This window comes from Modicisalibacter sp. 'Wilcox', assembly GCF_010993675.1.
In the GTDB taxonomy this organism is placed as follows: domain Bacteria; phylum Pseudomonadota; class Gammaproteobacteria; order Pseudomonadales; family Halomonadaceae; genus Modicisalibacter; species Modicisalibacter tunisiensis.
In genome coordinates, this window is record NZ_WNXF01000015.1 from 39,717 (window position 1) to 63,509 (window position 23,793).

The following is a 23,793-nucleotide window of genomic DNA, read 5'->3' on the forward strand; positions in this document are numbered from 1 at the left end:
AAGGATCGAGCGAACATGACACAGACGGAAACGAATGACGCGGACGTGATCATCGTCGGTGGCGGCCTGGTCGGCGCCACCCTGGCGGCGCTGCTGGGCGAGGCCGGCATGACGGTGGACATGCTCGATGCCCGGCCGGCGGCGCTGGACGCCGAGGCGGCCGGGCGGGGCGAGGCCGCGGCACGAGTCAGTGCGATCACCCCGGTCAGCGAGCGCTTGCTGACCCATCTGGGCGTCTGGCGCTGGGCTGCCGAGCGCCGGGTGACCCCGTACCGGGGCATGCAGGTCTGGGACGGTGAGGGTAGCGGCGAGATCCGTTTTCACGCCGATGAGGCGGGAGTGTCGGTACTGGGGCATATCGTCGAGAACGAGGTGCTGCTGGCCGCGCTCGAGCGGCGCCTGGCCGAGCTGCCGAGTGTTCGCTGTCACTACGGGGTCCGGCTGAGTGCCCTGCAGACGCCCGCTCGCGGGCGGCGGCTGGTGCTCGAGGACGGGCGGCGTCTGTGGGCGCCGCTGGTGGTGGCCGCCGACGGCGCCCGCTCCCAGCTGCGCGAGCTGGCCGGCATTGCCATGACCAGCCGGGATACCGGGCAGGCGGCGCTGGTCACTACCGTGCGTACCGCCCGCCCGCATGGCGGCGTCGCCCGGCAGGTGTTCCTGGCCACCGGGCCGCTGGCCTTCCTGCCGCTGACGCTGGACGACACGCCCCATTACTGTTCGATCGTCTGGTCGACCACCCCGGCGGAGGCCGAGCGACTGGCGGCCTTGCCGCCGACCGAGCTGGGCGACGCGCTGCGCCAGGCCTTCGGCGCCTCGCTGGGCTCGGTGGAGGTGGTCGGCGAGGTGCATCGTTTTCCGCTGGTGCAGCGCCATGCCGAGCATTACGTGGAGCCGGGACTGGCGCTGGTCGGCGATGCCGCGCACAGCCTCCACCCGCTGGCCGGTCAGGGGGTGAACCTGGGCTTCATGGATGCGGCCGTGCTGGCCGAGGAACTCATCGAGGCCCGCCGCCGGGGCGTCGCGCCGGGCGACGTGCGCATCCTCGCCCGCTATGCGCGACGCCGTCGTGGCGACAATGCCGCGATGCTGGCGCTGATGGACGCCTTCCGCTGGCTGTTCGGCGCCGGCCACCCGGCGTTGCGGCTGGCGCGCAACCTGGGACTGTCGGGCGTCGACCGCCTGACGCCGCTCAAGCGGCTGATGATGCGCCAGGCGGTGGGCGAGCGGGGGCGCCTGCCCCGGACCTGCCGTTAGGGGCGTTGCGGGTCGCCGGCGGTCGCCGTGGCGTCCGCCGGTGGGCGGGGAATGACCGCCGCATCACCGAGCACGTTGAGTGCCTTGAGCAGGTTGAGCGCCTCGCCGAGCTGGTAGTCCTGCAGCGGGGCGCGGTCGCCGGATGCGGCCTTCCCGGCGCCGCCGTTGGGGTTGGCGAGGCGCCCGGCCAGGTCGGACTCGCTGATGGCAAGGCCGCTGTCCTTGGCGATCTCCAGGTGGCCGCGGCGCACCTCGATGTCCGGGGTGATGCCCTGGGCCTGGATCGAGCGACCGCTGGGCGTGTAGTAGAGCGCCGTGGTCAGCTTCAGGCCGTCGCCGTTGCCCAGCGGCATGACCTGCTGCACCGAGCCCTTGCCGAAGCTGCGGGTGCCCATGATCACCGCGCGGTGGCGGTCCTGCAGGGCGCCGGCGAGGATCTCGGCGGCGGAGGCGCTGCCGCCGTTGATCAGCACCACCATGGGCACGCCGTCGGCGCGGGTACCCGGCTTGGCCGAGAAGCGCAGGTTGCTGTCCGGCAGGCGCCCCTCGGTGTAGACGATCAGCCCGTGATCGAGGAAGGCGTCGGCCACGTCCACGGCGCTGTCGAGCACCCCGCCGGGGTTGTTGCGCAGGTCCAGCACCAGCCCCTTGGGCGCGCCCTTGGCGGTCAGGTCGTCGAGTGCGGCGTCGACCTGGTCGGCGGTGCGGCTCTGGAACTGGCTGATGCGCAGATAGCCGTAACCCGGTGCCAGCCACTCGTGCTTGACGCTGTCGGTCTGGATGATCTGGCGCTTGAGGGTCAGGGTGCGCGGTGTGCTCTCGCCCTGGCGCAGGATGGTCAGGGTGATCGAGGTGCCGGCATCGCCGCGCATGAGGTTGACCGCCTCCTGCAGCGACAGCCGATCGGTGGGCGTGTCGTCGATGCGCAGGATGGTGTCCTGCGGCTGGAGGCCCGCGCGCGCCGCGGGGGTGTCGTCGATCGGCGCGATCACCGTCAGCTGGCCGTCCTGCATGCCCACCTCGATGCCGACGCCGCCGAACTGGCCCTCGGTGGTCTCGCGCAGCGCCTCGAAGGCCTGCTTGTCGAGATAGGCGGAGTGCGGGTCGAGCTGGCCGAGCATGCCGCGCATGGCGTTGCGCAGCAGGGTGGCGTCGTCGACCTTCTCGACATAGGCGCGCTTGATGCGCTCGAAGACCTCGGCGAAGGTCTGGATGTCGGCCACCGGCAGGGCGTCGTCGCCGCCGGCAGCGGCTTGCGGTGCGGCGTGGGCGGGGAGGGTCAGGCTGGTGACGCCGAGGAACAGGGCCGGCAGCAGCCAGCGGAAACGGGAAGCGCGCATGCGGACTCCGGGACGCGACGAACGAGCCCACAGCATAGCGTCAGCGGCGGGGCCGCGGCCAGCCCGCGCGCGGCCGGCCGGTGGCGGGGGACCGCTCGAGGCTGATCCGGCGACAGGCCGACGAGGGGGCGCTGTGAACCCCTCCCTGGGCGCTACCTCGGCCATCCCTGGCCGAGGACCCCCTCTCTGACCTGTCCCCGGCGCCTCTCGCGAGATGGCGGCAGGGCCCCGAGCCGTCAGCGTCGGCGGATCCAGCGTTTCGGGTCGATGGGCTCGCCGCCCCGGCGCACCTCGAAGTACAGCGCAGACTGCGAACGCCCGCCGGTGTTGCCCACGCTGGCCACCACCTGGTCGTCGGCGACGCGGGCGCCGACCGGCACGGCGATGGTCTGCAGGTGCGCGTAGAGGGTCATCACGTCGTCGCCGTGGTCGATGATCAGCAGGTTGCCGTAGCCGCGCATCCAGTCGGCGAACACCACCCGGCCGGCATGCACGGCCTGCACCTCGGTGCCCGCCGGGGCGGCGATCAGCAGACCGTTGTGGTCGACGCCGTCGCCGTCGCCGAAGCTCGCGACCACCCGGCCGCTCACCGGCCAGGGCAGATCGCCGCGCGTGCGGTCGATGGCGGTGGACGGCGGGGACTGCTCGAGACGCTTGAGCCGTTCGCGAATCTCGGCGAGACGCTTCTCCGCCACATCCTGGGCCTCGGCCAGCCGGCGGCGCCGACTCTGGTCATCCTCGACCCGGGCGTCGAGCCTGGCGACCAGTCGTTCGCGTTCCGCCTGGCGCTGGTCGAGGGTGCGCCGCTGCACCTCGAGCGCCTGCTGCGTGGCACTCAGGCGCTGTCGGCGCTGGGCGAGACGCTCGCCGGATTCGGCAAGCCGGTCGTCCAGCGCGGCGATGGCGTCGAGGCGTCGGGTGCGCGCTCGGCTCAGGTGGTTGAGGTAGGTCTGCAGGCGGTCCAGCCGGGCCGGGTCGTCCTGATTGAGCAGCAGCTTGAGTTGCGGTGCCTCGCCCAGTCGATAGAGCGCGCGCAGCTGACGGGCCAGCGCCTGGCGCTGGGCCCGGCGCCGTGCCTGAAGCTGGCGGCGCTGGGCCTCGAGATCGTGGATCTCGTCATCGAGCTGTGCCCGGGTCCGGCGCAGCGAGTCCAGGCGCTGATGGACCGCGGTGAGTGCCGACTCGACCTGCTCGAGCTGGCGGGTGGCCGCGTCACGGGCCTGGCGGGAGTCGGCGAGGCGGGCGTCGAGCGCCTGCAGCGCCTGGCCGAGGCGGTCGACCCGGGCCCGGGTCGCCGCCTGCTCGTCGTCCTGGGCGACGGCCAGCGTCGCCCAGAGCCCCAGCAGGACGGCCGCCACGCCGCGCAGGCGCCGGCGATGCGGGACGCCGTGGCTCACGCGGCGATCAGGGGTAGCTGACCAGCACGTTGCCGGTCATCTCGCCGGGCACCGCCTCGCCCATCATCGCCAGCAGAGTCGGGGCGATGTCGCACAGCCGGCCGTCGTCGGCGAGCCGGGCCTGGCGCGGCGTGACGTAGATCAGCGGCACCTCGAAGGTGGTGTGGGCGGTCTGCGGCGCGCCGGTCTCGGGGTGGACCATCTGCTCGGCGTTGCCGTGGTCGGCGGTGATCAGGCACTCGCCGCCGACGCGCTCGAGGGCCTCGACCACGCGGCCGACACAGGCATCGAGCGTCTCGATGGCCTTCACGGCGGCCGCGAAGTCGCCGGTGTGGCCGACCATGTCGCCGTTGGCGTAGTTGCAGACGATCAGGTCGTAGGTGCCGGACTCGATCGCCGCGACCAGCCTGTCGGTGACCTCGACGGCGCTCATCTCCGGCTTCTCGTCATAGGTCCTGACGTCCTGCGGCGAGGGAATCAGCTCGCGGGTCTCGCCCGCGAACTCGGCCTCGCGGCCGCCGGAGAAGAAGAAGGTCACGTGGGCGTATTTCTCGGTCTCGGCGATGCGCAGCTGGGTCATGCCGCGCTCGGCGACCACCTCGCCCAGGGTGTTGACCAGATCCGCCGGAGGGAAGGCGCAGCTCGCCGGGATGTCGGCGGCGTACTCGGTGAGCATCACCAGGCCGTCGCCGGCGAGCCGGGGGCGTGCCTGACGGGGGAAGCCGGTGAAGTCGTCCTCGGCGAAGGCGCGGGTCAGCTCGCGGGCCCGGTCGGCGCGGAAGTTCATGAAGATCGCCGCGTCGCCGTCGGCCATGGCGATCGCCTCGCCTGCCGGGCGCACGCTGGTGGCGGTGACGAACTCGTCGCTCTCGTCACGCGCGTAGGCAGCCTCGAGCCCCGCCACGGCGGACTCGGCGACATGCTCGCCGACGCCCTCGGTGATCAGCCGATAGGCCTGCTCGACCCGGTCCCAGCGGTTGTCGCGGTCCATGGCGTAGTAGCGGCCGATCAGCGAGGCGACGAAACCGTGGTCGGCGCCGACCAGTTCGGCGAGCCGGGCGTCGGCGCGCTCGAGGGAGGCCCGGGCGCTCCTGGGCGGGGTGTCGCGGCCGTCGAGGAAGGCATGAATGTAGATGCGCTCGGCGCCGCGCCGGGCGGCCAGCTCGGCCATGGCCAGGATGTGATCCTCGTGGCTGTGCACGCCGCCGGGCGAGAGCAGGCCGAGCAGGTGCACCGCCTTGCCGGCGGCCACCGCGGCGTCGATCGGCGTGGTCAGGGCGGCGATATTGCCCAGCTCGTCGTCGGCGATGGCCTTGGTGATGCGGGTGAAGTCCTGGTAGACGACGCGGCCGGCGCCGAGGTTCATGTGTCCGACCTCGGAGTTGCCCATCTGGCCGTCGGGCAGCCCCACGAAGCGGCCGTCGGTATGCACCAGCGCATGCGGGTAGCGCTGCTTCAGGCCGTCCATGACCGGCGTGTCGGCAGCCAGGATGGCGTTGTTCTCGGGCGACTCGTTGTGGCCGTAGCCATCGAGGATGATCAGCGCGACCGGGCGCGGCCGGGTAACCGTGGCATCTGACATGAAGGGGCCTCGTCGTTGGTGATGGCGACTCCCGGCGGGCCGTCGGCGCGCCGGGTCCTCGCGACTCACGTCTCCGGATGGCATCATACCGCAGCGCGGCAGGGGCCGTCACAGTCGCGGCCCGGCCACGCAGGGCTATTGCAGATAGCTGCGACATGACTCGGGCTGATCCGTCGGCAGGTTTGCGAGGGGCGCTGTGAACCCCTCCTTGGGCGCTACCTACGCCATCCATGGCGCAGGACCCCTCTTCAACCTGCCCCCGGCACCCTCGTCGGAGCCAGCGGTGATTGCCTGCTCGGCCACGGACGCCGCAAGGCGGCTTGTGTATACTGGGCGCCCGCCCGATTCTCGGGTGGTGCGGTGCACCGATTTCCAACCCCGATTTCCCAGCAGAGTTATCCGGACCATGATCGATCAGTTGTTCGAATTCGTGCAGAATCATCCGCTGCTGGTGGGCGCCTTCGTCGTGGTGCTCATCGCCTGGCTGGCCTACGAATTCATGACCGGCAATCACGGTGTCAGCACCAGTGAGGCCACCTCGCTCGTCAATCGCGATGACGGCATCATCGTCGATATCCGCGAGTCCAAGGAGTTCAAGGCCGGGCATATCGCCGGGGCCCGCAACATCCCCCAGAACCGGCTCGACGACCGTCTGGCCGAGCTCGACAAGTTCAAGGACAAGCCGGTCGTCGTGGTCTGCCGCCATGGCCAGTCGGCCGGCGCCGTGGTCGCCAAGCTGAGCAAGGCCGGGTTCACCCGGGCCACCAAGCTCAAGGGCGGCATGGCGCAGTGGCAGGCCGACAACCTGCCGGTGGTCAAGAAATGAACGACGGCCTCGCGGTCGTCGCCAATGCAGCTTGAGGAACCTACAAGATGGCAGAAGACAACAATCAGGCCGCTCAGGGCCAGGAGCAGCAGCTGCAGTTCTCCCTGCAGCGGATCTACGTCAAGGACATCTCCTTCGAGTCGCCCAACGCGCCGGCGGTGTTCCAGCAGCCGTTCAAGCCGAAGGTCGGCCTGGACCTGAACACCACCCACGAGGAGGTCGGCGAGAACCTCTACGAGGTCGTGGTCAAGGTCACCGCCCAGGTGTCCCACGCCGACAGCGGCAGCACCTCCTTCCTGGTCGAGGTCGAGCAGGCCGGCCTGTTCCGCATCGCCGGCCTCGAGGGTGACCAGCTCGACCACACCCTGGGCGCGTTCTGCCCCAACGTGCTGTTCCCCTACGCCCGCGAGTGCATCGACAGCCTGGTCAACCGCGGCAGCTTCCCGCCGCTGATGCTGGCGCCGGTCAACTTCGAGGCGATGTACGCCCAGAAGAAGCAGCGTGAAGCCCAGGGCAGCGAAACCACTCAGTAAGCGCCTCGTTCGCGGGGGCGCCCGGCCCCCGCGACGCCGTCCCTTCACCGCCCCGGTGACGCCGCTCACCGAGCGCCAGCCGATGGAGAGCCCGCGCCGTGACGCCCGGCCCGCGAATTCATGTTGATGCCACGCTGCATCCCGGTGATGCCCTGACCCTGCCCGACAGTGCGGCACGCCACGTGGCGGCGGTGCTGCGGCTGCGGGAGGGCGCGCGGCTGACGCTGTTCGACGGCCGGGGGCTCGAGGCCGCCGCCGAGCTCGTCGAGGTCGGCCGCAAGCGGGTCGTGGCGCGGGTCGACACGGTCGCGCCGGGAGCCGGCGAGTCGCCGCTGGCCGTGCACCTGGGTCAGGCGATCTCCAAGGGCGATCGCATGGACTACGCCATCCAGAAGGCCGTCGAGCTGGGCGTGGCGGCGATCACCCCGCTCTACACCGATCACGGCGACGTGCGCCTCAAGGGCGAGCGCGAGGCGAAGAAGCTGGCCCACTGGCGCGGCGTGGCGGCGAGTGCCTGCGAGCAGTGCGGGCGTGCCACCGTGCCGCCGGTGCATCCGCCGATGACGCTCGCCGCCTGGCTCGCCGTGCGCGACGAGGCACTGCGCCTGGTGCTGCACCCGGCCACCCCGACCGCCTGGCAGGCACGCGACGGCATCGACACGGCGACCCTGCTGATCGGTCCCGAGGGCGGGCTCGCCGAGGCCGAGGTGGCCGCCGCCACCGACGCCGGTTTCGCGCCGCTGACCCTGGGCCCGCGCGTGCTGCGCACCGAGACCGCGCCGGTGGTGGCGCTGACGTTGTTGCAGCATTACTTCGGCGATCTCTGAGAGGGCGCCTGCAAACGACTGCGCTGGCCGTGATCTCTCGGCAGGTCGCTCATCCGGCGCCTGGCCGTGGGAGCGACTTCAGTCGCGATGAACCGGCCGCCGGGCACCGCCGTCGGGGATGAATCCCCTCCCACAAGTCTACCCACCAGGCTGACCGGCCTGGTCAGGGTCGTTGCGGCCGGATGCTGTGGGAGCGACTTCGGTCGCGATGAGCTCGCCACCGGGCCGCCGCCGTCAACGCCCTTTGCCCGCGGGCGCTGCCCGGCCGCATAATGGCCATTGCCATCCTTCCCTTGCTTTGCAGGTACTCCGTCATGTCCCGACGCGCCCCTTCGCGCCCGCCTTCCGCCGCTGCCGACACCCCGCGACATGCCGATGCCGACTCCCGAGCGCCGCACCCGGCGATCGGCGAGGTCGCCTGGCTGCGCGTGGTCAGCGTCAACGACAGCGGCGCCTTTCTCGACTGGGGGCGTCCCAAGGACCTGCTGCTGCCCTTCGGCGAGCAGGTCGGCCGGCCCGAGGCGGGGCGCCATGTGCTGGTGAAGATCAACGTCGACGAACGCAGCCGCCCGGTGGCCTCGATGCGCCTCAATCGCTTCATCGCCGACACCGGCGACGACCTGGCGCCGGGCGATGCGGTGACGCTGGTCGTTGCCGACCGTACACCGCTGGGCGTCAAGGCGGTGGTCGAGCATCGCGTCTGGGGGCTGCTCTATCAGGACGACCTGCCCCGGGCCCTGCGGCGCGGCGAGCGGCTCGACGGCTATGTCCGCCGGGTCCGCGAGGACGGGCGGCTCGACCTGTCGCTGGCGCCGCTGGGCGGGGCGCGGCGCGATCAGGCCCGCGAGCGGGTGCTGGCCGCGCTGGCCGAGGGCGACGGCTTCCTGGCGCTCACCGACAAGAGCCCGGCGGCGGTGGTCAAGGCCCGGCTCGGGGTCAGCAAGAGCGCCTTCAAGGAGGCGATCGGCGGGCTCTACAGGCAGCGCCGCATCCGGCTCGAGGCCGACGGTATCCACCGCGTCGACGACGATGGAACCTCGGCCGACGCTTCCCGGTAACGCGCCGTCGGGGGCAGCGGGCGCCTTGGAGTCCGCCGCCGGCCTGCGGCATACTGCAAGCGATCATTTCCCGCCGGACACCCGGCGCCGACGAGTAGACCGATGAGCCAACGCCCCCTCAAGATCGGCGTGGTGATGGACCCCATCGCCGCGATCGCCTACAAGAAGGACACCACCCTGGCCATGCTCTGGGCCGCCCAGGACCGGGGGGCCACGCTGTACTATCTGGAACAGGAGGACCTCTACCTGCGCGACGGCCGCGCCATGGGCCGGCTGCGCGAGCTGGAGGTGTACCGCGACCCCGAGCGCTGGTACGCCCTGGACGAGCCCGAGGCCACGCCGCTGGCCGAGCTCGACGTGATCCTGATGCGCAAGGATCCGCCGGTCGACGGCCACTTCCTCAATGCCGTCTACCTGCTGGGCTTCGCCGAGCGGGAAGGCGTGCTGGTGGTCAACCCCACCCGGGCGCTGCTCGAGTGCAACGAGAAGCTCTTCGCCCAGCAGTTCCCGCAGTGCATCCCACCCAGCGTGGTCTCCTGCGACGCCAGGGTGCTGCGCGCCTTTCACGCCGAGCACGGCGACGTGATCTTCAAGCCACTGGACGGCATGGGCGGCTCGGGAATCTTCCACGTCCGCCCCGAGGGGCGCAACCTGGGTTCCATCCTCGAGATGCTCACCGAGCGTGGCCGGCGCCAGATCATGGCCCAGCGCTACATCCCGGAGATCAAGGACGGCGACACCCGCATCCTGCTGGTCGATGGCGAGCCGATTCCCTACGGGCTGGCGCGGGTGCCGCTGGCCGGCGAGACCCGCGGCAACCTGGCCGCCGGCGGTCGCGGGGTGAGTCGCGAGCTCACCGAGCGCGATCACTGGCTGATCGGGCAGGTGCAGCCGGTGATCCGCGAGAAGCGGCTGATGTTCGTGGGGCTCGACGTGATCGGCGACTACATCACCGAGATCAACGTCACCAGCCCGACCTGCGTGCGCGAGATCGACGACCAGCGCGGCACCGACATCGCCGGCGAGCTGATGGACGCCATCGAGCGGCGGCTCGCCGAGCGCCGTCACTGAGCCGGGAACGCGGCCATGACGGCGCCGGTGAGCGACCCGCACGACTACGCCCCGGTCAGCCGCCGCTATCGGCAGTGGCTGGCCGGCGCGTCGGCGCTGGCGCTGCATGCGCTGGTGCTGGCGGGGGTCGCCGGGCTGACGTGGTCGCCGCCGCCCCCCGAGCCACCGCCGGCGATCGACGTGGTGCTGACGCGCCAGCCGGCCGTCGAGCCCCAGGCGGCCCGGGCCATCGCCGAGGCCGCGCAGACGGCCTCGGGGCCGGAATCGACCGGTCACGACACGCCCGCCGCGCCGTCTCCGCCGCCTGCGCCGGAATCGGCGTCGTCCCCGCCGCCGCCCGCCTCGCCCGCGGCGACCGACTCGCCGGCACCGCCGCCCGAGCCGACCGCCCCCGATGAACCGGCGGCGCCTTCCGAGCCCCCCCCGGCTCCGGCGCCCGAGCCCGCGCCGGCACCGGATTCAGCACCGCCGCCGCCGTCTCCTGACGAGCCACCGAAACCGCGGCGCGATGCGTCGGCGGCGAGCGGCCGGGACCTGCTGGCCCAGGCCACGTCCAGCGTCCGCGAGCGCGGCTTCGACGCCGCCCCGGCCGGCGGCGGCGAGGGCGATGCCAGCCAGCGCGCCGCCCGCAAGGCCGCCGAGGCGCGCTACGAGGAGGACTGGACGCGGCGCGTGGAAACCTACGGCAACCGCTTCTACCCGGCGCCGCCGGATCTCGACGGCCAGCTGCGCATCCGCGTGGTCATCGGCCGCGACGGTCAGCTGCGCCAGGCAGAGGTGATACAATCCTCCGGAAAGCCCCGACTCGACCAGGCCGCCCTCGACACCGTGCGAGGCGCCGCGCCCTACCGGCCCTTCGACAAGGGCATGGGTGCGCGCGACAGCCTCACCATCACGCGGGTCTGGCGGTACGGCAAAGGCAACAATTTCGGCGTGCGCTGACGCCCGGGAGGCCCATGCAAAGCTTGCGCAACCATTTCCTGCTGGCGATGCCTCATCTCGAGGATCCCAACTTCGCCGGCAGCCTGAGCTATCTGTGCGATCACGACGATGACGGCACCATGGGCGTGATCGTCAACCATCCGCTGGAGCTGACGCTGGACGCCCTGCTCGAGCAGCTCGACATCGATGCCGATGCCTGCCCGGCGCGGGACCAGCCGGTCTACTACGGCGGGCCGGTGCATCGCGACCGCGGCTTCATCCTGCATCGCGGCAGCGCCGAGCCCTGGGACTCGAGCATCCAGGTCGCCGACGACATCGCCCTGACCACGTCGATGGACATGCTCAAGGCGCTGGCCCGCGGCGAGGGCCCGGAGCAGTTCATCGTCTGCCTGGGCTGCTGCGGCTGGGAGGCCGGCCAGCTGGAGAGCGAACTCAAGGAGAACACCTGGCTGACCGTCGAGGCCCAGCCCGGCGTGATCTTCGACCTGCCGCCGGAACAGCGCTTGAACGCCGCCGCGGGGATCCTCGGCATCGACCTCAACCTGCTGACCGGCGAGGCGGGCCACAGTTGAGCGGCGAACGCCTGATCCTGGCCTTCGACTTCGGCACCCGGCGCATCGGCGTGGCGGTGGGCAACGAGCTGATCCGCCGCGCCACGGCACTGGAGCCGCTGCCGGCCCGCGACGGCATCCCCGACTGGGCCGTGGTGACGCGGCTGGTCGAGGAGTGGCGCCCGGACCTGTTCGTGGTCGGCCTGCCGATCGACAACGACGGCAGCGAGACGACCATGAGCACGCGCGCGCGCAAGTTCGGCAAGCGCCTCTACGGCCGCTACGGCAAGCCCTGCGAGATGGTCGACGAGCGCGGCTCGACCCGCGAGGCCAAGAGCATCGCCCGCGAGCGGGGGCATCGCGGCAACTATCGCGAGGAAAGCGTCGACGGCCTGGCCGCCCAGCTGATCCTCGAAAGCTGGTTTGCCGCCGGGGAGGGGCTGCCGGCGCGCCCGCTCGGCTGACGTGCCTCCTGCCTGAATGCAACACGGCCGGCCCGCAAGGGCCGGCCGTGCGTCGTTCTGGACCGCCGTCAGAGCGTGCGGTCGTCGACGCCGACGGTCTTCGGCACGAACCAGCGCACGTCGCGCAGGTCCTGCTCGATCAGGTCCTCGACCTTGAGCAGGGTGGCGAAGATCGCCATGCGCACGGGGATGCCGTTGTCGGTCTGGCGGAAGATCGCCAGGCGCGGGTCGCCGTTGAGGTCGACGTCGAGGTCGTTGGTGCCGGGCCGGCTGTCGCGCGGCAGCGGGTGCATGACCACGGTGGTGGCGCTGCAGTGGCGGTCGAGAAACGCCTTGTCGACGTGGAAGTCCCGGGAGAGCCCGGCGAAGCTCTCGGAGAACTCCTCGGTGAAGCGCTCCTTCTGGATGCGCGTGGTGTAGACCACGTCGAGGTCGCTGAAGTCGCTGTCGAGGCTCTCGCGCTCCTCGACCCGGTGGCCGCGCGAGGCCGCCAGGTCGATCAGTGCGCGCGGCATCTCCAGTCCCGGCGGCGAGACCAGGGTGATGCGCAGCGGATCATAGAGCGACAGCAGCTTGATCAGCGAGTGCACGGTGCGCCCGTGGCGCAGGTCGCCGGTGAGCAGGATGTGGGCGCCGGCCAGGTGCTTGCCGAGGCGGGTGAATTCCTTGTCGATGGTGTAGAGGTCGAGCAGCGCCTGGCTGGGGTGCTCGCCCGGGCCGTCGCCGCCGTTGATCACCGGCACGTTGACCGCCTCGGCGAACTCGGCCACCGAGCCCTGGTCCGGATGGCGCATGACCAGGGCGTCGCAGTAGCCGCCCAGCACCCGGCTGGTGTCGTAGAGCGACTCGCCCTTGGCCATCGACGAGAAGGTGAAGCCGGTGGTGTCGCAGACGCTGCCGCCCAGCCGGCAGAAGGCGGCGTTGAAGCTCACCCGGGTGCGGGTGCTGGCCTCGAAGAACAGGTTGCCGAGCACCGCGCCTTCCAGCACGCGGGTGACCTTGCGGCGCTGGGCGATGGGCTCCATGCGGCCGGCGACGCGCAGCAGGTGGTCGACGTGGTCGCGGGAGAGGGAATCGACGGAAAGCAGGTGGGACGTCATCGGCATGGCCTCGCGGTCGGCAAAATGTCGGGCGCTAGTGTAGCGGCCGCGGGGCGTCTCGGCACGCCACCGGGACTTGAGTCGGCGCGGGGGCGCTTCTACCTTGCAGTGACCGGCCGCGCCAGGGAGACGGCGCGACATGCACACAGGAGTGACGGCCATGAGCGAACGCAAGCAACCCCCGCAGGAACAGCACCGGCAGCCCGGCGTCGAGGCCGACATGCGCCCCGAGCCGCTGTTCATCCGCGACAGCTACCGGGGCACCGGCAAGCTCGCCGGCAAGACGGCGATCATCACCGGCGGCGACAGCGGCATCGGCCGTGCCGTGGCGCTGCACTTCGCCCGCGAGGGCGCGGACTGCGTGCTCGCCTATCTCGACGAGGAGCACGATGCCGAGGACACCCGTGCACGGGTCGAGGCCGAGGGGCGGCGCTGCGAACTGGTTCGTGGCGACGTCGGCGACCCCGGCTTCTGTCGCGAGGTCGTCGAGCGCGCCCGGGCGGTGTTCGGCGGCGTCAACATTCTGGTCAACAATGCCGCCGAGCAGCACGACTGGGACGATGTCACCCAGATTCCCGACGAGCAGCTCACGCGCACCTTCCAGACCAACATCTTCAGCCATTTCTACCTGGCCAAGCAGGTGGTGCCGCTCATGGGCGAGGGTGACGCCATCATCGCCACCTCGTCGGTCAATGCCTTCAAGGGCAACAATACGCTGATCGACTACTCGGCGACCAAGGGGGCCATTCAGGGGCTGGTGCGCTCGCTGGCGCAGTCGCTGGTGGGGCGCGGCATTCGCGTCAACGCGGTGGCCCCGGGGCCGGTGTGGACGCCGCTGATCCCCGCCAGCTTCGATGAGGAGAAGGTCGCCGGCTTCGGCGCCCAGGTGCCCATGGACCGTCCCGGCCAGCCCGCGGAGATGGGCCCGGCCTACGTCTACCTGGCCAGCGAGGAGTCCTCGTACATGACCGGGCAGACGCTGCACCTCAACGGCGGCGTCATCCTCAATACCTGAGGCGCTTTGCGCCGAGGGTTTGTCCGAAAAGTCGGCGAGCGACGATCAGGCAAGGCAAAAATCAGCGAAAAAGCGGAGTTTACGAGCTGTAAATGAGCATTTTGAGCTGATTTTTAACGCCGCGTGATCGAGCGTAGCCAGTTTTCAGGCAAAGCCTACGACCAGTCCTCGACGCGCGGCATCTGACCGCCGATCTGGGTGGTGATCTCGCGGGCCGCCCGGCTGACCATGCCGCCCAGTTCCGCCAGGCGCGACTCGGGGATGCGCGCCACCGGCCCGGATACCGAGATCGCCGCCAGCGGGGCACCGTGCTCGTCGTGCAGCGAGGCGGCCACGCAGTTGAGGCCGATGGCATGCTCCTCGCGGTCGCAGGCGTAGCCCTGGCGGCGAATCTCGGCCAGGCTCTCGCGCAGCCGGGCCGGGGTGTCCAGGGTGTTGGGCGTCACCCGGTTGAGGCCGCGGCTCTGCAGGATGCGCTCGACCTCCTTGTCCGGCAGCCAGGCGAGCAGCGCCTTGCCCACGCCGGAGGCATGCAGGGGGGCCCGCGAGCCGAGGCGCGTGATCATGCGCATCATCTGCGAGGACTCGCTCTGGGCCAGGAACACCGCCAGGCCGTCGTCGCGGATCGCCAGGTTGGCGGTCTCGCCGCTGTCCCGGGTGAGGCTGCGCAGGAAGGGGCGGGCGGTGGCGACGAAGTCGCGGGCCTCGAGGAAGGTGTTGCCGATCTGGAAGGTCTTGACGCCGACCTTCCACAGGCCCAGCTCGGCATCGTGGGTGATGAAGCCCTGCTTGTGCAGGGCCTGCAGCAGGCGATGGGTGGTCGAGGGGGCCAGCCCGACGATCTGCGCGATGTCGGACAGACCCAGTCCGCCGGGCGCCGCCGCCAGGCCCTCGAGGATGTTCAGGCCACGCACCAGCGACTGGCTGTGGCCGCCGCTGCTCTTGCCGGACCCGGCTGGTCGACCGACTGGCTTGCGTCGATTCTCTACTGTCACGCCCCGTTCTCCGTTACGACTCGGTCACTTGGCGGACAAGGATACACACTCCCGCCGAGGCTGTCCGCCGCCAACGGAAACGGCTTCCATTTATCGGGGCGCGGGCCCCTTCTAGCGGGCGACGCGGTCGCGCAGGCGCAGCAGGGCGATGCGATGGATCTGCGTGATGGCGGTGCGCCGCTCCTCGTCGGGGGTATGCTCGAGGCGCTGCTCGAAGGCGGCCAGGATCTGGTGGCGGTCGCTGCCCTTCACGGCCATCACGAAGGGGAAGCCGAAGCGCGCCTGGTAGGCGTCGTTGTAGCGGTGAAAACGCTGGTATTCGGCCTCGCTGCACTGATCAAGCCCGGCGCCGGCCTGCTCGCGGGTCGAGTCGGCGGTCAGCGTGCCGCTCTTGGCGGCCTTCCCGGCCAGGTCGGGGTGGGCGCGAATCACCGCCAGCTGCTGTTCGGCCCCGGCGGCGTCGAGCACCGCGGCCAGCGCGGCGGCGAGACCCTCCGGAGTATCGTGGCGCGAGTCCAGGCCGGCGTCCCAGGCCTGCTCGGCGATCCACGGCGAATGCTCGTAGACGTCGCCGAACTGGCGGACGAAGGCGGCGCGATCCAGCGTACTGGGGCGAGGGTCGAGAAGCGCGTCGGTCATGAAGAAAGCTCCTGGTGACGGTGACGAACGGGTGAGCGAATACGAGGCACCCAGTGTAGAACAGGTTGCCCGATAAACTGTATACAAAAAAATTTTGAAATGTACCCTTTGGCGCGCTAAAACTGTCTGCATGCCTGGCGGGCGCGTATCGTGTTCCCGCCCGCCGACCTGCCGACTTTCAGGAGAGCTGACCGATGGGACGTCTGACCACCCATGTGCTGGACACCGCCCGGGGCACCCCGGGCAGCCACCTGCGTATCGAGATCTTCCGCCTGGAGGGCGACACGCGCACCCGCCTGGGGGAAGTGCTCACCAACGACGACGGCCGCTGCGATGCCCCGCTGCTCGAGGGCGAGGCCTTCACGACCGGCGAATACGAGCTGCTGTTCCATGCCGGCGAGTACCTGGAGGCCCACCAGGCGCCGGGGGCGTCGCCGCGTTTCCTGGATCGCATCCCGCTGCGCTTCGGCGTGGCCGACGCCGAGGCGCACTATCATGTGCCGCTGCTGCTGTCGCCGTATGGCTATTCCACCTACCGCGGCAGCTAGGGGAGCGATGATTTATTGTTGCGCTCGATATCCTGGACGCCGGCGGTGCTGGTGCGCCAGCCCGGTCAAAGCCCTCGTTTACTGCCAGTAAACGCCGGTTTTTCCGCTCCGGCGGCGGCCAGCCTCTCGTCGCTCACGACATAAATCAGGCGCCCCCTTTGTCGCTTGAACCAACATAACAACCACATCATTTCCACGAGGCTTGGCTGATGGAAGCGTACCTCATCGATTTCGGAAACCTGCTGCTGCGCTGGCTGCACGTCATCGCGGCGATCGCCTGGATCGGCGAATCGATCTACTTCGTCATGCTGGACAACAGCCTGCGTCCGCCCAAGGCCGCCGAGGACCAGAGCAAGGGGGTCTTCGGCGAGATGTGGGCGGTGCACGGCGGCGGTTTCTACCATAACCAGAAATACGCCAGCGCGCCGGCCAAGCTGCCCGCGGACCTGCACTGGTCATTCTGGAAGGCCTACACCACCTGGCTGTCCGGGTTCGGCCTGTTCCTGCTGCTGTATCTCGCCAAGCCGGACTTCTACCTGATCAACCACTCCAGCGACTGGGCCTGGGCGGCCAGCCTGGCCGGCTGGCAGGCCAACCTGCTGGCGCTGGCCTTCCTGTTCGGCGGCTGGCTGGTCTACAACGAGCTGTGCAAGCGCATCAGCCCCGACATGACCCGGGACGGGCTGCTGAGCATCGCCGTGGCGGTGATGATGGTGATCGTCGCCTACCTGAGCACGCAGATCTTCTCGGGGCGTGCCGCCTTCCTGCTGACCGGGGCGGTGATGGCCACCGCCATGTCGGCCAACGTGTTCTTCTGGATCATCCCCGGCCAGCGGCGCATGGTGAAGGCGATGAAGGCCGGCGAGACGCCGGATCCGCTCGACGGCAAGCGCGGCAAGCAGCGCTCGGTGCACAACACCTACTTCACGCTGCCGGTCGTGTTCCTGATGCTCAGCAACCACTACTCCTTCACCTACTCGCACCCTCATGCCTGGGTGATCATGGTGCTGTTCATCTTCGCCGGGGCGCTGATCCGCCAGTTCTTCGTGCTGATGCACGCCGGCCGCATCCGTCCGGCCTATCCGGTCGCCGGCGCGGCGCTGATCCTGGTGGCCATCTGGTTCGCCGCCCCGTCATCGGCGCCGGTCGCCGAGAGTTCGGCCGATACCGGCGACGCCCGGGCCGCGAGCGAGGCACCGGCGTCAGCCGATGCCGCGGCATCCAGCGCCTCCGCCGGCTCGTCCGCCTCGGCAGAGGGGCAGGGGGCGCTGGCGCGCATCCAGCCGATCATCGAGGAGCGCTGCACGGTCTGCCACTCGAAGAACCCGTCGCACGCCGCCTTCACGGCGGCCCCGGCCGGGGTCATGTTCGATACCCGCGCCGAGATCGAGCGCCAGATGGCGCAGATCAAGCAGGTCGTCGGCAGTGGCTACATGCCGCTGGGCAACATGACCCACATGACCGACGAGGAGCGTCAGGCGATCGCCGCCTGGGGTGAGTGAGTCGATCGCGTCAGGCGGTCCGCCGGTCTGCGGCGGGCCGCCGTCGCGTGCGTGTGGCGGGTAAGTCGTCGCTCGCGGTCATATCCGTATACAATGGGCCGTATCGATGACAGCCGATACGGGGACCCGATCATGACCGAGCAGCCATCGTCGGAGGGCAGCCAGGTACCGGCTCGCGGCGAGCCGGCAAAGCGTCGCCGCGGCAAGAACGGTGACGGCGCCCAGCGCCACGATGCCATCTACCGCACCATCAGCGATGCCATCATCGAGCATCGCCTGCGTCCCGGCGCCCGGCTGCGCGAGGATGCGCTGGCCGATGTCTTCGGGATCAGCCGGACCGGCATCCGCAAGATTCTCCAGCGCCTCGCCCATGAGCACCTGGTGACCCTCACGCCCCGGCGCGGCGCCAGCGTCACCCGCCCCACCGCGGAGGAAGCCCGCGACGTCTTTGCCGCCCGGCAGATGGTCGAGTGCGGCATCATGGAGGCCGTGGCCCGGCGCATCACCCCTGCCGACGTGCGCGAGCTGCGCGAGCTGGCCGGCCGCGAGCGTCAGGCGCTCCGCGAGGGCGAGCAGAGCAGCGCCATCAAGCTCTCCGCCGCCTTTCACGAGCACCTGGCCCAATTGTCCGGCAACGCCACGCTGGCCGAGTTCATCGGCCGGCTGTGCTCGCGTTCGTCGCTGATCCTGGCCGTCTACGGCAGCGCCGGCCATCTGGGCTGCGAGTCCCACGATCACGACGAGTTGATCAACCACCTCGAGGCTGGGCGCGGCGAACGGGCCACCGCCTTCATGGGCCGCCACCTCAAGGCGATCGAGGCCTCGCTGTCGATCGAGGAAGAGCAGGAGGAGACCCCGGACCTGCGCCAGATCTTCGCGCTGTGACGGGGCGGCGTCCGGCACGGCGCTGGACACCTCGCGGCGCAGCGGTTAGGATACGGCGCGTCGATACATCGAACGTGTCGGCCATCCGCCCTTAGCTCAGCTGGATAGAGCGTTGCCCTCCGGAGGCAAAGGTCATAGGTTCGAATCCTATAGGGCGGGCCAGATACAAAAGGGGCCTGCGAGCAATCGCAGGCCCCTTTTCGTGCGTGGTTGCCGCCTATGCCGCGCAGGCGGTGTCGCGCTCGTCGGTGACAGCGAGCGTGCCGGCGGAGCGGTCATCCCCCGGCACGGGCGAGGCGTCTCCCCCGTCCTCGGCGGCTTGTACCGTGGTGAACCGCGACACGTAGTCGTCGAGCCGTTCGGACTGCTGATACAGCGCGTGGGCGGCGGTGACGGCGTGCTGGGCGAGGTCGGCGTTGTTGCGCGTGGTCTCGTCGATCTCGGCGATCGCCCGGTGGATCTCGCCGATGCCGTGGCTCTGTTCCCGCGAGCCCTGGGCGATTGCCTCGAGCCGTGAGGTGATGCGCTGGCCCACGCTCTCGACCTCTTCCATGGTGCTGCCCGCTGTCTCGATGCGCCGGGTGCCGCGGTCCACGCAGGTGTGGGTGTCCTCGATCAGGCGGCGAATGTCGCCGGCCGCCGAACCGCAGCGCTGGGCCAGGTTGCGCACCTCGCCGGCCACCACCGCGAATCCGCGGCCCCGCTCGCCGGCACGCGCCGCTTCCACCGAGGCGTTGAGCGCCAGCAGGTTGGTCTGGAAGGCGATGTCGTCGATCATCGCGATGATCGTGAAGGCCTGATCCGAGCGCTGCGTGGCCTCGTGCATCGCGGTGATCGCCTCGCGGGTCTGCTGCCCGCCCTGGTCGATCACCTGCACGGCCTGCCGGGACAGCGCGAGCCCCTGCTCGGCATGCGCGGTGTTGCTGTCGACCGTGGTCGTCAGCGCCTGCATGCTCACCGTGGTCTGCTGGACGGCGCCGGCCTGGCGCTCGGCCCGGGTGGCGAGGGCGTCGCTGGTTTCCGCCAGGGCGCCGGCGTTGTCGCGGACCTCGTCACTGCTCGTCACCATCGTGGTCACCATCTGGTGCAGCGCCGCCTGCATCTGGCCCAGCGCGGCAAACAGGCCGCCGATCTCGTCGGGGCGGCCGGTCTCGACCGGGGTGGCCAGTTCGCCGTCGGCGATGCGCTCGAAGTGCTGCCGGGCCTGGGTCAGGCGACGAAACAGGGTGCGCTGCATGGCGATGAAGCTCAGCCCGACCAGCAGGATGGCCAGGCCCAGTGTGGCGGGCATGCCCAGGCGCATCCACGTCACGCTGCGGCTCATCTCCGCCACCGCCCGGGTACCGTGGCCGCCGGCGTAGTCGACGAGTTGCTGCAGGGCGTCGTCGAGCTGGCCGGTCAGCCGGTTGGCCGTCAGCTTGGCCTGGGTATAGGCCGCCATGTCCCAGGCGTCGAGGGCGGTGAAGGAAGGCTTGATGCCCTCGGCAATCAGCGCCTGGAAGGCCTGCTGCGTGGCCTCGAGCAGTGCCTGCTCGTCGCCGCTCGCCGCAGTGGCGTCGAAATGCGCCAGTGCCGCCTTCGCGCGGGCGAGTTCCGCCTCGGCCTTGTCCCAGGCCTGCTGCGACTGCTTGACCTTGAGGCGGTTGTAGAGGGTCTGGAAGGTGTCGAGCTGCAGGCGTGTGCTCATCAGGGCGCCGTAGGCGCGCTCGGCGGCGCCGATCTGGTTGACGTTCAGGCGGTCGAGGGTATCGAAGGAGGTCTTGGCGTGGCTCAGTGCGACATAGCCGGCACCGCCGACCAGCACCAGCAGCAGCGTGAATATCATCAGCATGCCGATCATGCCGGTGCGCAACGTCATCGTTTTCATCGTCATCTTGCCCTGCGTCGGTGCGGCTCTGGTGGCCGTTTCAAGGAAGCCGGCCTCGAGCCGGCGCCGGACGGTGCTGATGAGTATGTGAGAAATACTTAACAGAACGATGACAGATGACAGGCCGGGCCGGACGGTTCGTCCGGCCCGGTGCGGCGGTTCAGGGGGTGATTGCGGGCAGCCAGAACGCCAGGGCGAGCAGCGCGGCCAGCAGCACCGGCGGGGTGATGATCAGCCCCACCTTCATGTACTGCCCCCAGCCGATACGATAGCCCTTGCCGGCCAGCACGTGCAGCCACAGCAGGGTGGCCAGGCTGCCGATGGGCGTGAACTTGGGCCCCAGGTCGTTGCCGATGACGTTGGCGTAGACCATCAGCTCCCGGGTGGTGTCCGATACCGCCGCCTGGTCGATGGCCAACGCGCCCACCAGGGTCGAGGGCATGTTGTTCATCAGCGAGGCGAGCAGTGCCGAGAGAAAGCCGGTGCCCACGGTCGCCACCAGTTCGCCCTGGCCGCCGAGCCAGCTGAGTACCCGCGATGCGCCGGCGGTGAGCCAGGCGTTGCCCAGCCCGTAGACCACCAGGTACATCCCCAGCGAGAACAGCACGATCTGCCAGGGCGCGTTGCGCAGTACCCGGCCGAGGGGGATGACGTGGGCATGGCCCGGCGTGAACCAGCGCCCGGCGATGGCGATCAGCACCAGGGCCGCCGTGCCCATGATCACCGAAAACGGGATTTCCCAGCGGGTGGTCAGGAACAGGGCGACCAGCAGCACGGCCAGCAGCGGAAAGGCCGCGCGGAAGACCTGCCGGTCGCGGATCGCCTGCGCCGGGGCCTCGAGCCGTTCGACGTCGTAGGTCCGGGGGATCTCGCGGCGAAAGTACCCGCCCAGCACCAGCAGGGTGGCGGCCAGCGAGACCAGGTCGACCGGTACCATCACCTGGGCGTAGCGCGTGAAGCCGACCGCGAAGAAGTTGGCGCTGACGATGTTGACCAGGTTCGAGATGACCAGCGGCAGGCTGGTCGAGTCGGCGACGAAGCCGGTGGCGATGATGAAGGCCAGCGCGGCGCCGGTGCTGAACTCGAGCCGTGCCAGGATGGCGACGACGATCGGCGTCAGCAGCAGCGCTGTGCCGTCGTTGGCGAACACCGCCGAGATCAGCGCCCCGAGCACCACGATCAGCGGGAACAGCCGGCGCCCCCGGCCGTTGCCCCAGCGGGCGATATGTAGCGCCGCCCAGGCGAAGAATCCGGCCTCGTCGAGGATCAGCGAGATGATGATCAGCGCCACGAAGGTGAAGGTGGCATCCCAGACGATGTGCCAGACGATGCCCACATCGGCCCAGTCGACGACCCCGGTGGCCAGGGCTACCGCGGCGCCGCCCAGTGCACTCCAGCCGATGCCCAGCCCCCGGGGCTGCCAGATGACCAGCACCAGCGTGATCAGAAAGATGGCGAAAGCCAGCATGCGTGTCTCCGGGGAATCAGGGGGCGGGAGAATGGCGGACGACCTCGCCATCCTCCTTGGTGAACGCGGCCACGGGGTGGGGCAGCAGGTCGAGTACCGTCTCCGAGGGGCGGCACAGGCGGGTACCCTTTTCCGTCACCACGATGGGGCGGTTGATCAGGATGGGGTGCGCCAGCATGGCGTCGATCAGCTGCTCGTCGGTCAGCGCGGGGTCATCCAGGCCCAGTTCGTCGTAGGGCGTGCCCTTGCGGCGCAGCAGCGCCCGTGGCGGCATGCCCATGGCCGCGAGCAGCTCGCGCAGTTTCGCGTGCGTGGGCGGCGTCTTCAGGTACTCGATGACGTGGGGCTCCTCGCCCGACTGGTGCATCATCGCCAGGGTATTGCGGGAGGTGCCGCATTCCGGATTGTGGTAGATCACGCTAATCATGACGGAGTCTCCGTGTCGGGTGGGCATGCCGGTGGCAGCATCTCGCACAGCTCGGGCCGGCCGGCGCAGCAGTCATGGACCAGAAAGTCGAGCGTGTCGCGCATCGCGGCCAGGTCGGCGCGATAGACGATCGACCGGCTGTGACGCTGCGCGATCACCAGGCCGGCGCGCGACAGCACGCCCAGGTGGGTGGACAGGGTGTTGTGGGGCACGTCCAGGCGCCGGGCGATCTCGCCGGCGGGCAGGCCGTCCGGTTCGTGGCGGACCAGCAGTCGGAAGGCCGCCAGCCGGGTGGGCTGGGAGAGCGCCGTGAAGGTCTCGATGAGGTTTGTATCGTCCATATGTCGAGAATTACAGACATATTGTGTGAGCGCAATACACTGAATCGACAAACCCTCTACAGGGCGAGCGGCCGCCATATCGACGGCGGCCGCGTGCGGAGCTGGGAGGCTAGCGCGTCACGCCGCCGAGTAGGGCACGACCTTCTGGTCGATGGCGCCGAAGAGGCTGTTGCCCTCGCGGTCGAACATCTCGATGCGTACCCGGTCGCCGAAGCGCAGGAAAGGGGTCTTCATCTCGCCGTGGAGGATTTTCTCGACCATGCGCACCTCGGCCAGGCAGCTGTAGCCGACGCCGCCCTCGGCGATCGGCTTGCCCGGACCGCCGTCGGTGCCGGGGTTGGAGACGGTGCCCGAGCCGATGATCGCGCCGGCCTCGAGACGGCGGGTCCGCGCGGCGTGGGCGACGAGCTGGGGAAAGTTGAAGATCATGTCCGGGCCGGCCTCGGGCTCGCCGAATTTCTCGCCGTTGAGGTGCACGGTCAGCGGCCGATGGACCCGGCCGTTGCGCCAGGCGTCGCCCAGCTCGTCGGGGGTCACGGCGATCGGCGAGAAGCTCGACGCCGGCTTGGCCTGGAAGAAGCCGAAGCCCTTGGCCAGCTCGCCGGGGATCAGTCCGCGCAGGCTGACATCGTTGACCAGCATGATCAGCTTGATGTGACCGGCGGCCTGCTCCGGGGTGACCGCCATGGGCACGTCGTCGGTAATCACCGCGATCTCGCCTTCCAGGTCGATGCCGTGCTCCTCGCTGACCGCCTCGATGTCCTCGGTCGGTGCCAGGAAGCTGTCGCCGCCGCCCTGGTACATCAGCGGGTCGGTCCAGAAGGTCTCGGGCATCTCGGCGCCACGCGCCTGGCGCACCAGCTGGACGTGATTGAGGTATGCCGAGCCGTCGGCCCAGTGGTAGCTGCGCGGCAGCGGCGAGTGCAGCGCGCTCATGTCCAGGTCGAAGGCCTCCGCGGCCCGGCCGGCGTTGAGCTCGGCGTAGACGGCCTCGAGGCGCGGGGCGAGGGTGTCCCAGTCCTCGATGGCCTGCTGCAGGGTGGCGGCGATCTGCGGTACGCGCACGGCGCGCGTCAGATCGCGGGAGACCACCACCAGTTGGCCGTCACGGCCGTGCTTGAGAGAAGCGAGTTTCATGGGTCGGTCCTTGGTTGTCGTCGG

General features: G+C 70.0%; 24 protein-coding genes and 1 tRNA gene. 14 read left to right on the forward strand and 11 right to left on the reverse strand.

Annotated features, from left to right (window positions below; all coding sequences use genetic code 11):
- The first annotated feature begins 15 nt into the window (after positions 1-15).
- Positions 16-1,254, forward strand: a complete 1,239-nt coding sequence (locus G7A98_RS13515) for a UbiH/UbiF/VisC/COQ6 family ubiquinone biosynthesis hydroxylase (protein WP_163650208.1) — start codon at positions 16-18, stop codon at positions 1,252-1,254.
- Here the strand turns inward: G7A98_RS13515 and G7A98_RS13520 are convergent.
- The 3 genes from G7A98_RS13520 to gpmI form a co-directional block, all read right to left on the reverse strand.
- Positions 1,251-2,594, reverse strand: a complete 1,344-nt coding sequence (locus G7A98_RS13520) for a S41 family peptidase (RefSeq protein WP_163650209.1) — start codon at positions 2,592-2,594, stop codon at positions 1,251-1,253. The two genes, G7A98_RS13515 and G7A98_RS13520, sit on opposite strands and share 4 nt — an antisense overlap.
- Positions 2,595-2,830: 236 nt before the next feature.
- Positions 2,831-3,991 carry a peptidoglycan DD-metalloendopeptidase family protein gene (locus tag G7A98_RS13525; protein WP_240464754.1) on the reverse strand — a complete coding sequence of 387 codons (1,161 nt, stop codon included), beginning with the start codon at positions 3,989-3,991 and terminating at the stop codon, positions 2,831-2,833.
- Positions 3,992-3,998: 7 nt separating this feature from the next.
- The gene (gpmI, locus tag G7A98_RS13530) at positions 3,999-5,573 is read right to left on the reverse strand and encodes a 2,3-bisphosphoglycerate-independent phosphoglycerate mutase (protein ID WP_163650210.1); all 1,575 of its coding nucleotides are present in this window, start codon (positions 5,571-5,573) and stop codon (positions 3,999-4,001) included.
- Between the two features lie 406 nt (positions 5,574-5,979).
- Between gpmI and G7A98_RS13535 the strand changes: the two genes are divergently transcribed.
- From G7A98_RS13535 to ruvX, 8 genes are all read left to right on the forward strand, one after another.
- On the forward strand, positions 5,980-6,399 hold the full coding sequence (locus tag G7A98_RS13535; RefSeq protein WP_163650211.1) for a rhodanese-like domain-containing protein: 420 nt from the start codon (positions 5,980-5,982) through the stop codon (positions 6,397-6,399).
- Positions 6,400-6,446: 47 nt separating this feature from the next.
- A complete protein-coding gene (gene secB, locus G7A98_RS13540; RefSeq protein ID WP_163650212.1) occupies positions 6,447-6,932 on the forward strand; it encodes a protein-export chaperone SecB in 486 nt (161 codons plus the stop codon).
- A gap of 98 nt (positions 6,933-7,030) precedes the next feature.
- Positions 7,031-7,759 (forward strand): 16S rRNA (uracil(1498)-N(3))-methyltransferase, encoded by a 729-nt coding sequence (locus G7A98_RS13545; protein WP_163650213.1) that lies wholly within the window; start codon positions 7,031-7,033, stop codon positions 7,757-7,759.
- A 314-nt stretch (positions 7,760-8,073) separates the two neighbouring features.
- On the forward strand, positions 8,074-8,817 hold the full coding sequence (locus G7A98_RS13550; RefSeq protein WP_163650214.1) for a S1-like domain-containing RNA-binding protein: 744 nt from the start codon (positions 8,074-8,076) through the stop codon (positions 8,815-8,817).
- 102 nt (positions 8,818-8,919) lie between these two features.
- Positions 8,920-9,888: a glutathione synthase gene (gene gshB, locus G7A98_RS13555; RefSeq protein WP_163650215.1), complete on the forward strand. Its 969-nt coding sequence runs from the start codon at positions 8,920-8,922 to the stop codon at positions 9,886-9,888.
- A gap of 15 nt (positions 9,889-9,903) precedes the next feature.
- Positions 9,904-10,830: a cell envelope integrity protein TolA gene (locus G7A98_RS13560; RefSeq protein WP_163650216.1), complete on the forward strand. Its 927-nt coding sequence runs from the start codon at positions 9,904-9,906 to the stop codon at positions 10,828-10,830.
- A 14-nt stretch (positions 10,831-10,844) separates the two neighbouring features.
- The gene (locus G7A98_RS13565; protein ID WP_163650217.1) at positions 10,845-11,402 is read left to right on the forward strand and encodes a YqgE/AlgH family protein; all 558 of its coding nucleotides are present in this window, start codon (positions 10,845-10,847) and stop codon (positions 11,400-11,402) included.
- On the forward strand, positions 11,399-11,845 hold the full coding sequence (gene ruvX, locus G7A98_RS13570) for a Holliday junction resolvase RuvX (RefSeq protein ID WP_163650218.1): 447 nt from the start codon (positions 11,399-11,401) through the stop codon (positions 11,843-11,845). Before G7A98_RS13565 ends, ruvX begins: the two co-directional genes overlap by 4 nt.
- Before the next feature lie 68 nt (positions 11,846-11,913).
- Here the strand turns inward: ruvX and pyrB are convergent, their stop codons facing one another.
- Positions 11,914-12,945 carry an aspartate carbamoyltransferase gene (pyrB, locus tag G7A98_RS13575; protein ID WP_163650219.1) on the reverse strand — a complete coding sequence of 344 codons (1,032 nt, stop codon included), beginning with the start codon at positions 12,943-12,945 and terminating at the stop codon, positions 11,914-11,916.
- A 160-nt stretch (positions 12,946-13,105) separates the two neighbouring features.
- Here pyrB and G7A98_RS13580 point away from each other — a divergent pair, with 160 nt between their 5' ends.
- Positions 13,106-13,960 (forward strand): SDR family oxidoreductase, encoded by an 855-nt coding sequence (locus tag G7A98_RS13580; protein ID WP_163650220.1) that lies wholly within the window; start codon positions 13,106-13,108, stop codon positions 13,958-13,960.
- A 155-nt stretch (positions 13,961-14,115) separates the two neighbouring features.
- On the opposite strand, the gene G7A98_RS13585 is transcribed toward G7A98_RS13580, so the two are convergent.
- Together G7A98_RS13585 and uraD are read right to left on the reverse strand one after the other, a co-directional pair.
- On the reverse strand, positions 14,116-14,955 hold the full coding sequence (locus tag G7A98_RS13585) for an IclR family transcriptional regulator C-terminal domain-containing protein (RefSeq protein WP_163650221.1): 840 nt from the start codon (positions 14,953-14,955) through the stop codon (positions 14,116-14,118).
- A 111-nt stretch (positions 14,956-15,066) separates the two neighbouring features.
- Positions 15,067-15,594, reverse strand: a complete 528-nt coding sequence (gene uraD, locus G7A98_RS13590) for a 2-oxo-4-hydroxy-4-carboxy-5-ureidoimidazoline decarboxylase (protein WP_163650222.1) — start codon at positions 15,592-15,594, stop codon at positions 15,067-15,069.
- Between the two features lie 194 nt (positions 15,595-15,788).
- Between uraD and uraH the strand changes: the two genes are divergently transcribed.
- From uraH to G7A98_RS13610, 4 genes are all read left to right on the forward strand, one after another.
- Entirely contained in the window at positions 15,789-16,142 is a 354-nt protein-coding gene (uraH, locus tag G7A98_RS13595) for a hydroxyisourate hydrolase (RefSeq protein WP_163650223.1), read from the forward strand.
- Positions 16,143-16,351: 209 nt separating this feature from the next.
- Positions 16,352-17,644, forward strand: a complete 1,293-nt coding sequence (locus G7A98_RS13600) for a urate hydroxylase PuuD (RefSeq protein WP_163650224.1) — start codon at positions 16,352-16,354, stop codon at positions 17,642-17,644.
- A gap of 132 nt (positions 17,645-17,776) precedes the next feature.
- Positions 17,777-18,529, forward strand: coding sequence for a GntR family transcriptional regulator (locus G7A98_RS13605; protein ID WP_163650225.1), 753 nt, complete (start codon positions 17,777-17,779; stop codon positions 18,527-18,529).
- An 85-nt stretch (positions 18,530-18,614) separates the two neighbouring features.
- A tRNA-Arg gene (locus G7A98_RS13610) sits at positions 18,615-18,691 on the forward strand.
- Between the two features lie 55 nt (positions 18,692-18,746).
- On the opposite strand, the gene G7A98_RS13615 is transcribed toward G7A98_RS13610, so the two are convergent.
- The 5 genes from G7A98_RS13615 to G7A98_RS13635 all read right to left on the reverse strand — a co-directional run bounded on the left by G7A98_RS13615 (position 18,747) and on the right by G7A98_RS13635 (position 23,769).
- Positions 18,747-20,387 carry a methyl-accepting chemotaxis protein gene (locus G7A98_RS13615; RefSeq protein WP_163650226.1) on the reverse strand — a complete coding sequence of 547 codons (1,641 nt, stop codon included), beginning with the start codon at positions 20,385-20,387 and terminating at the stop codon, positions 18,747-18,749.
- Between the two features lie 169 nt (positions 20,388-20,556).
- The gene (locus G7A98_RS13620) at positions 20,557-21,864 is read right to left on the reverse strand and encodes an arsenic transporter (RefSeq protein WP_163650227.1); all 1,308 of its coding nucleotides are present in this window, start codon (positions 21,862-21,864) and stop codon (positions 20,557-20,559) included.
- Positions 21,865-21,880: 16 nt separating this feature from the next.
- Entirely contained in the window at positions 21,881-22,291 is a 411-nt protein-coding gene (arsC, locus tag G7A98_RS13625) for an arsenate reductase (glutaredoxin) (RefSeq protein ID WP_163650228.1), read from the reverse strand.
- Positions 22,288-22,632, reverse strand: a complete 345-nt coding sequence (locus G7A98_RS13630; protein ID WP_163650229.1) for a metalloregulator ArsR/SmtB family transcription factor — start codon at positions 22,630-22,632, stop codon at positions 22,288-22,290. Before G7A98_RS13630 ends, arsC begins: the two co-directional genes overlap by 4 nt.
- Positions 22,633-22,749: 117 nt before the next feature.
- Positions 22,750-23,769, reverse strand: coding sequence for a fumarylacetoacetate hydrolase family protein (locus G7A98_RS13635; protein WP_163650230.1), 1,020 nt, complete (start codon positions 23,767-23,769; stop codon positions 22,750-22,752).
- Between the last annotated feature and the right edge of the window lie 24 nt (positions 23,770-23,793).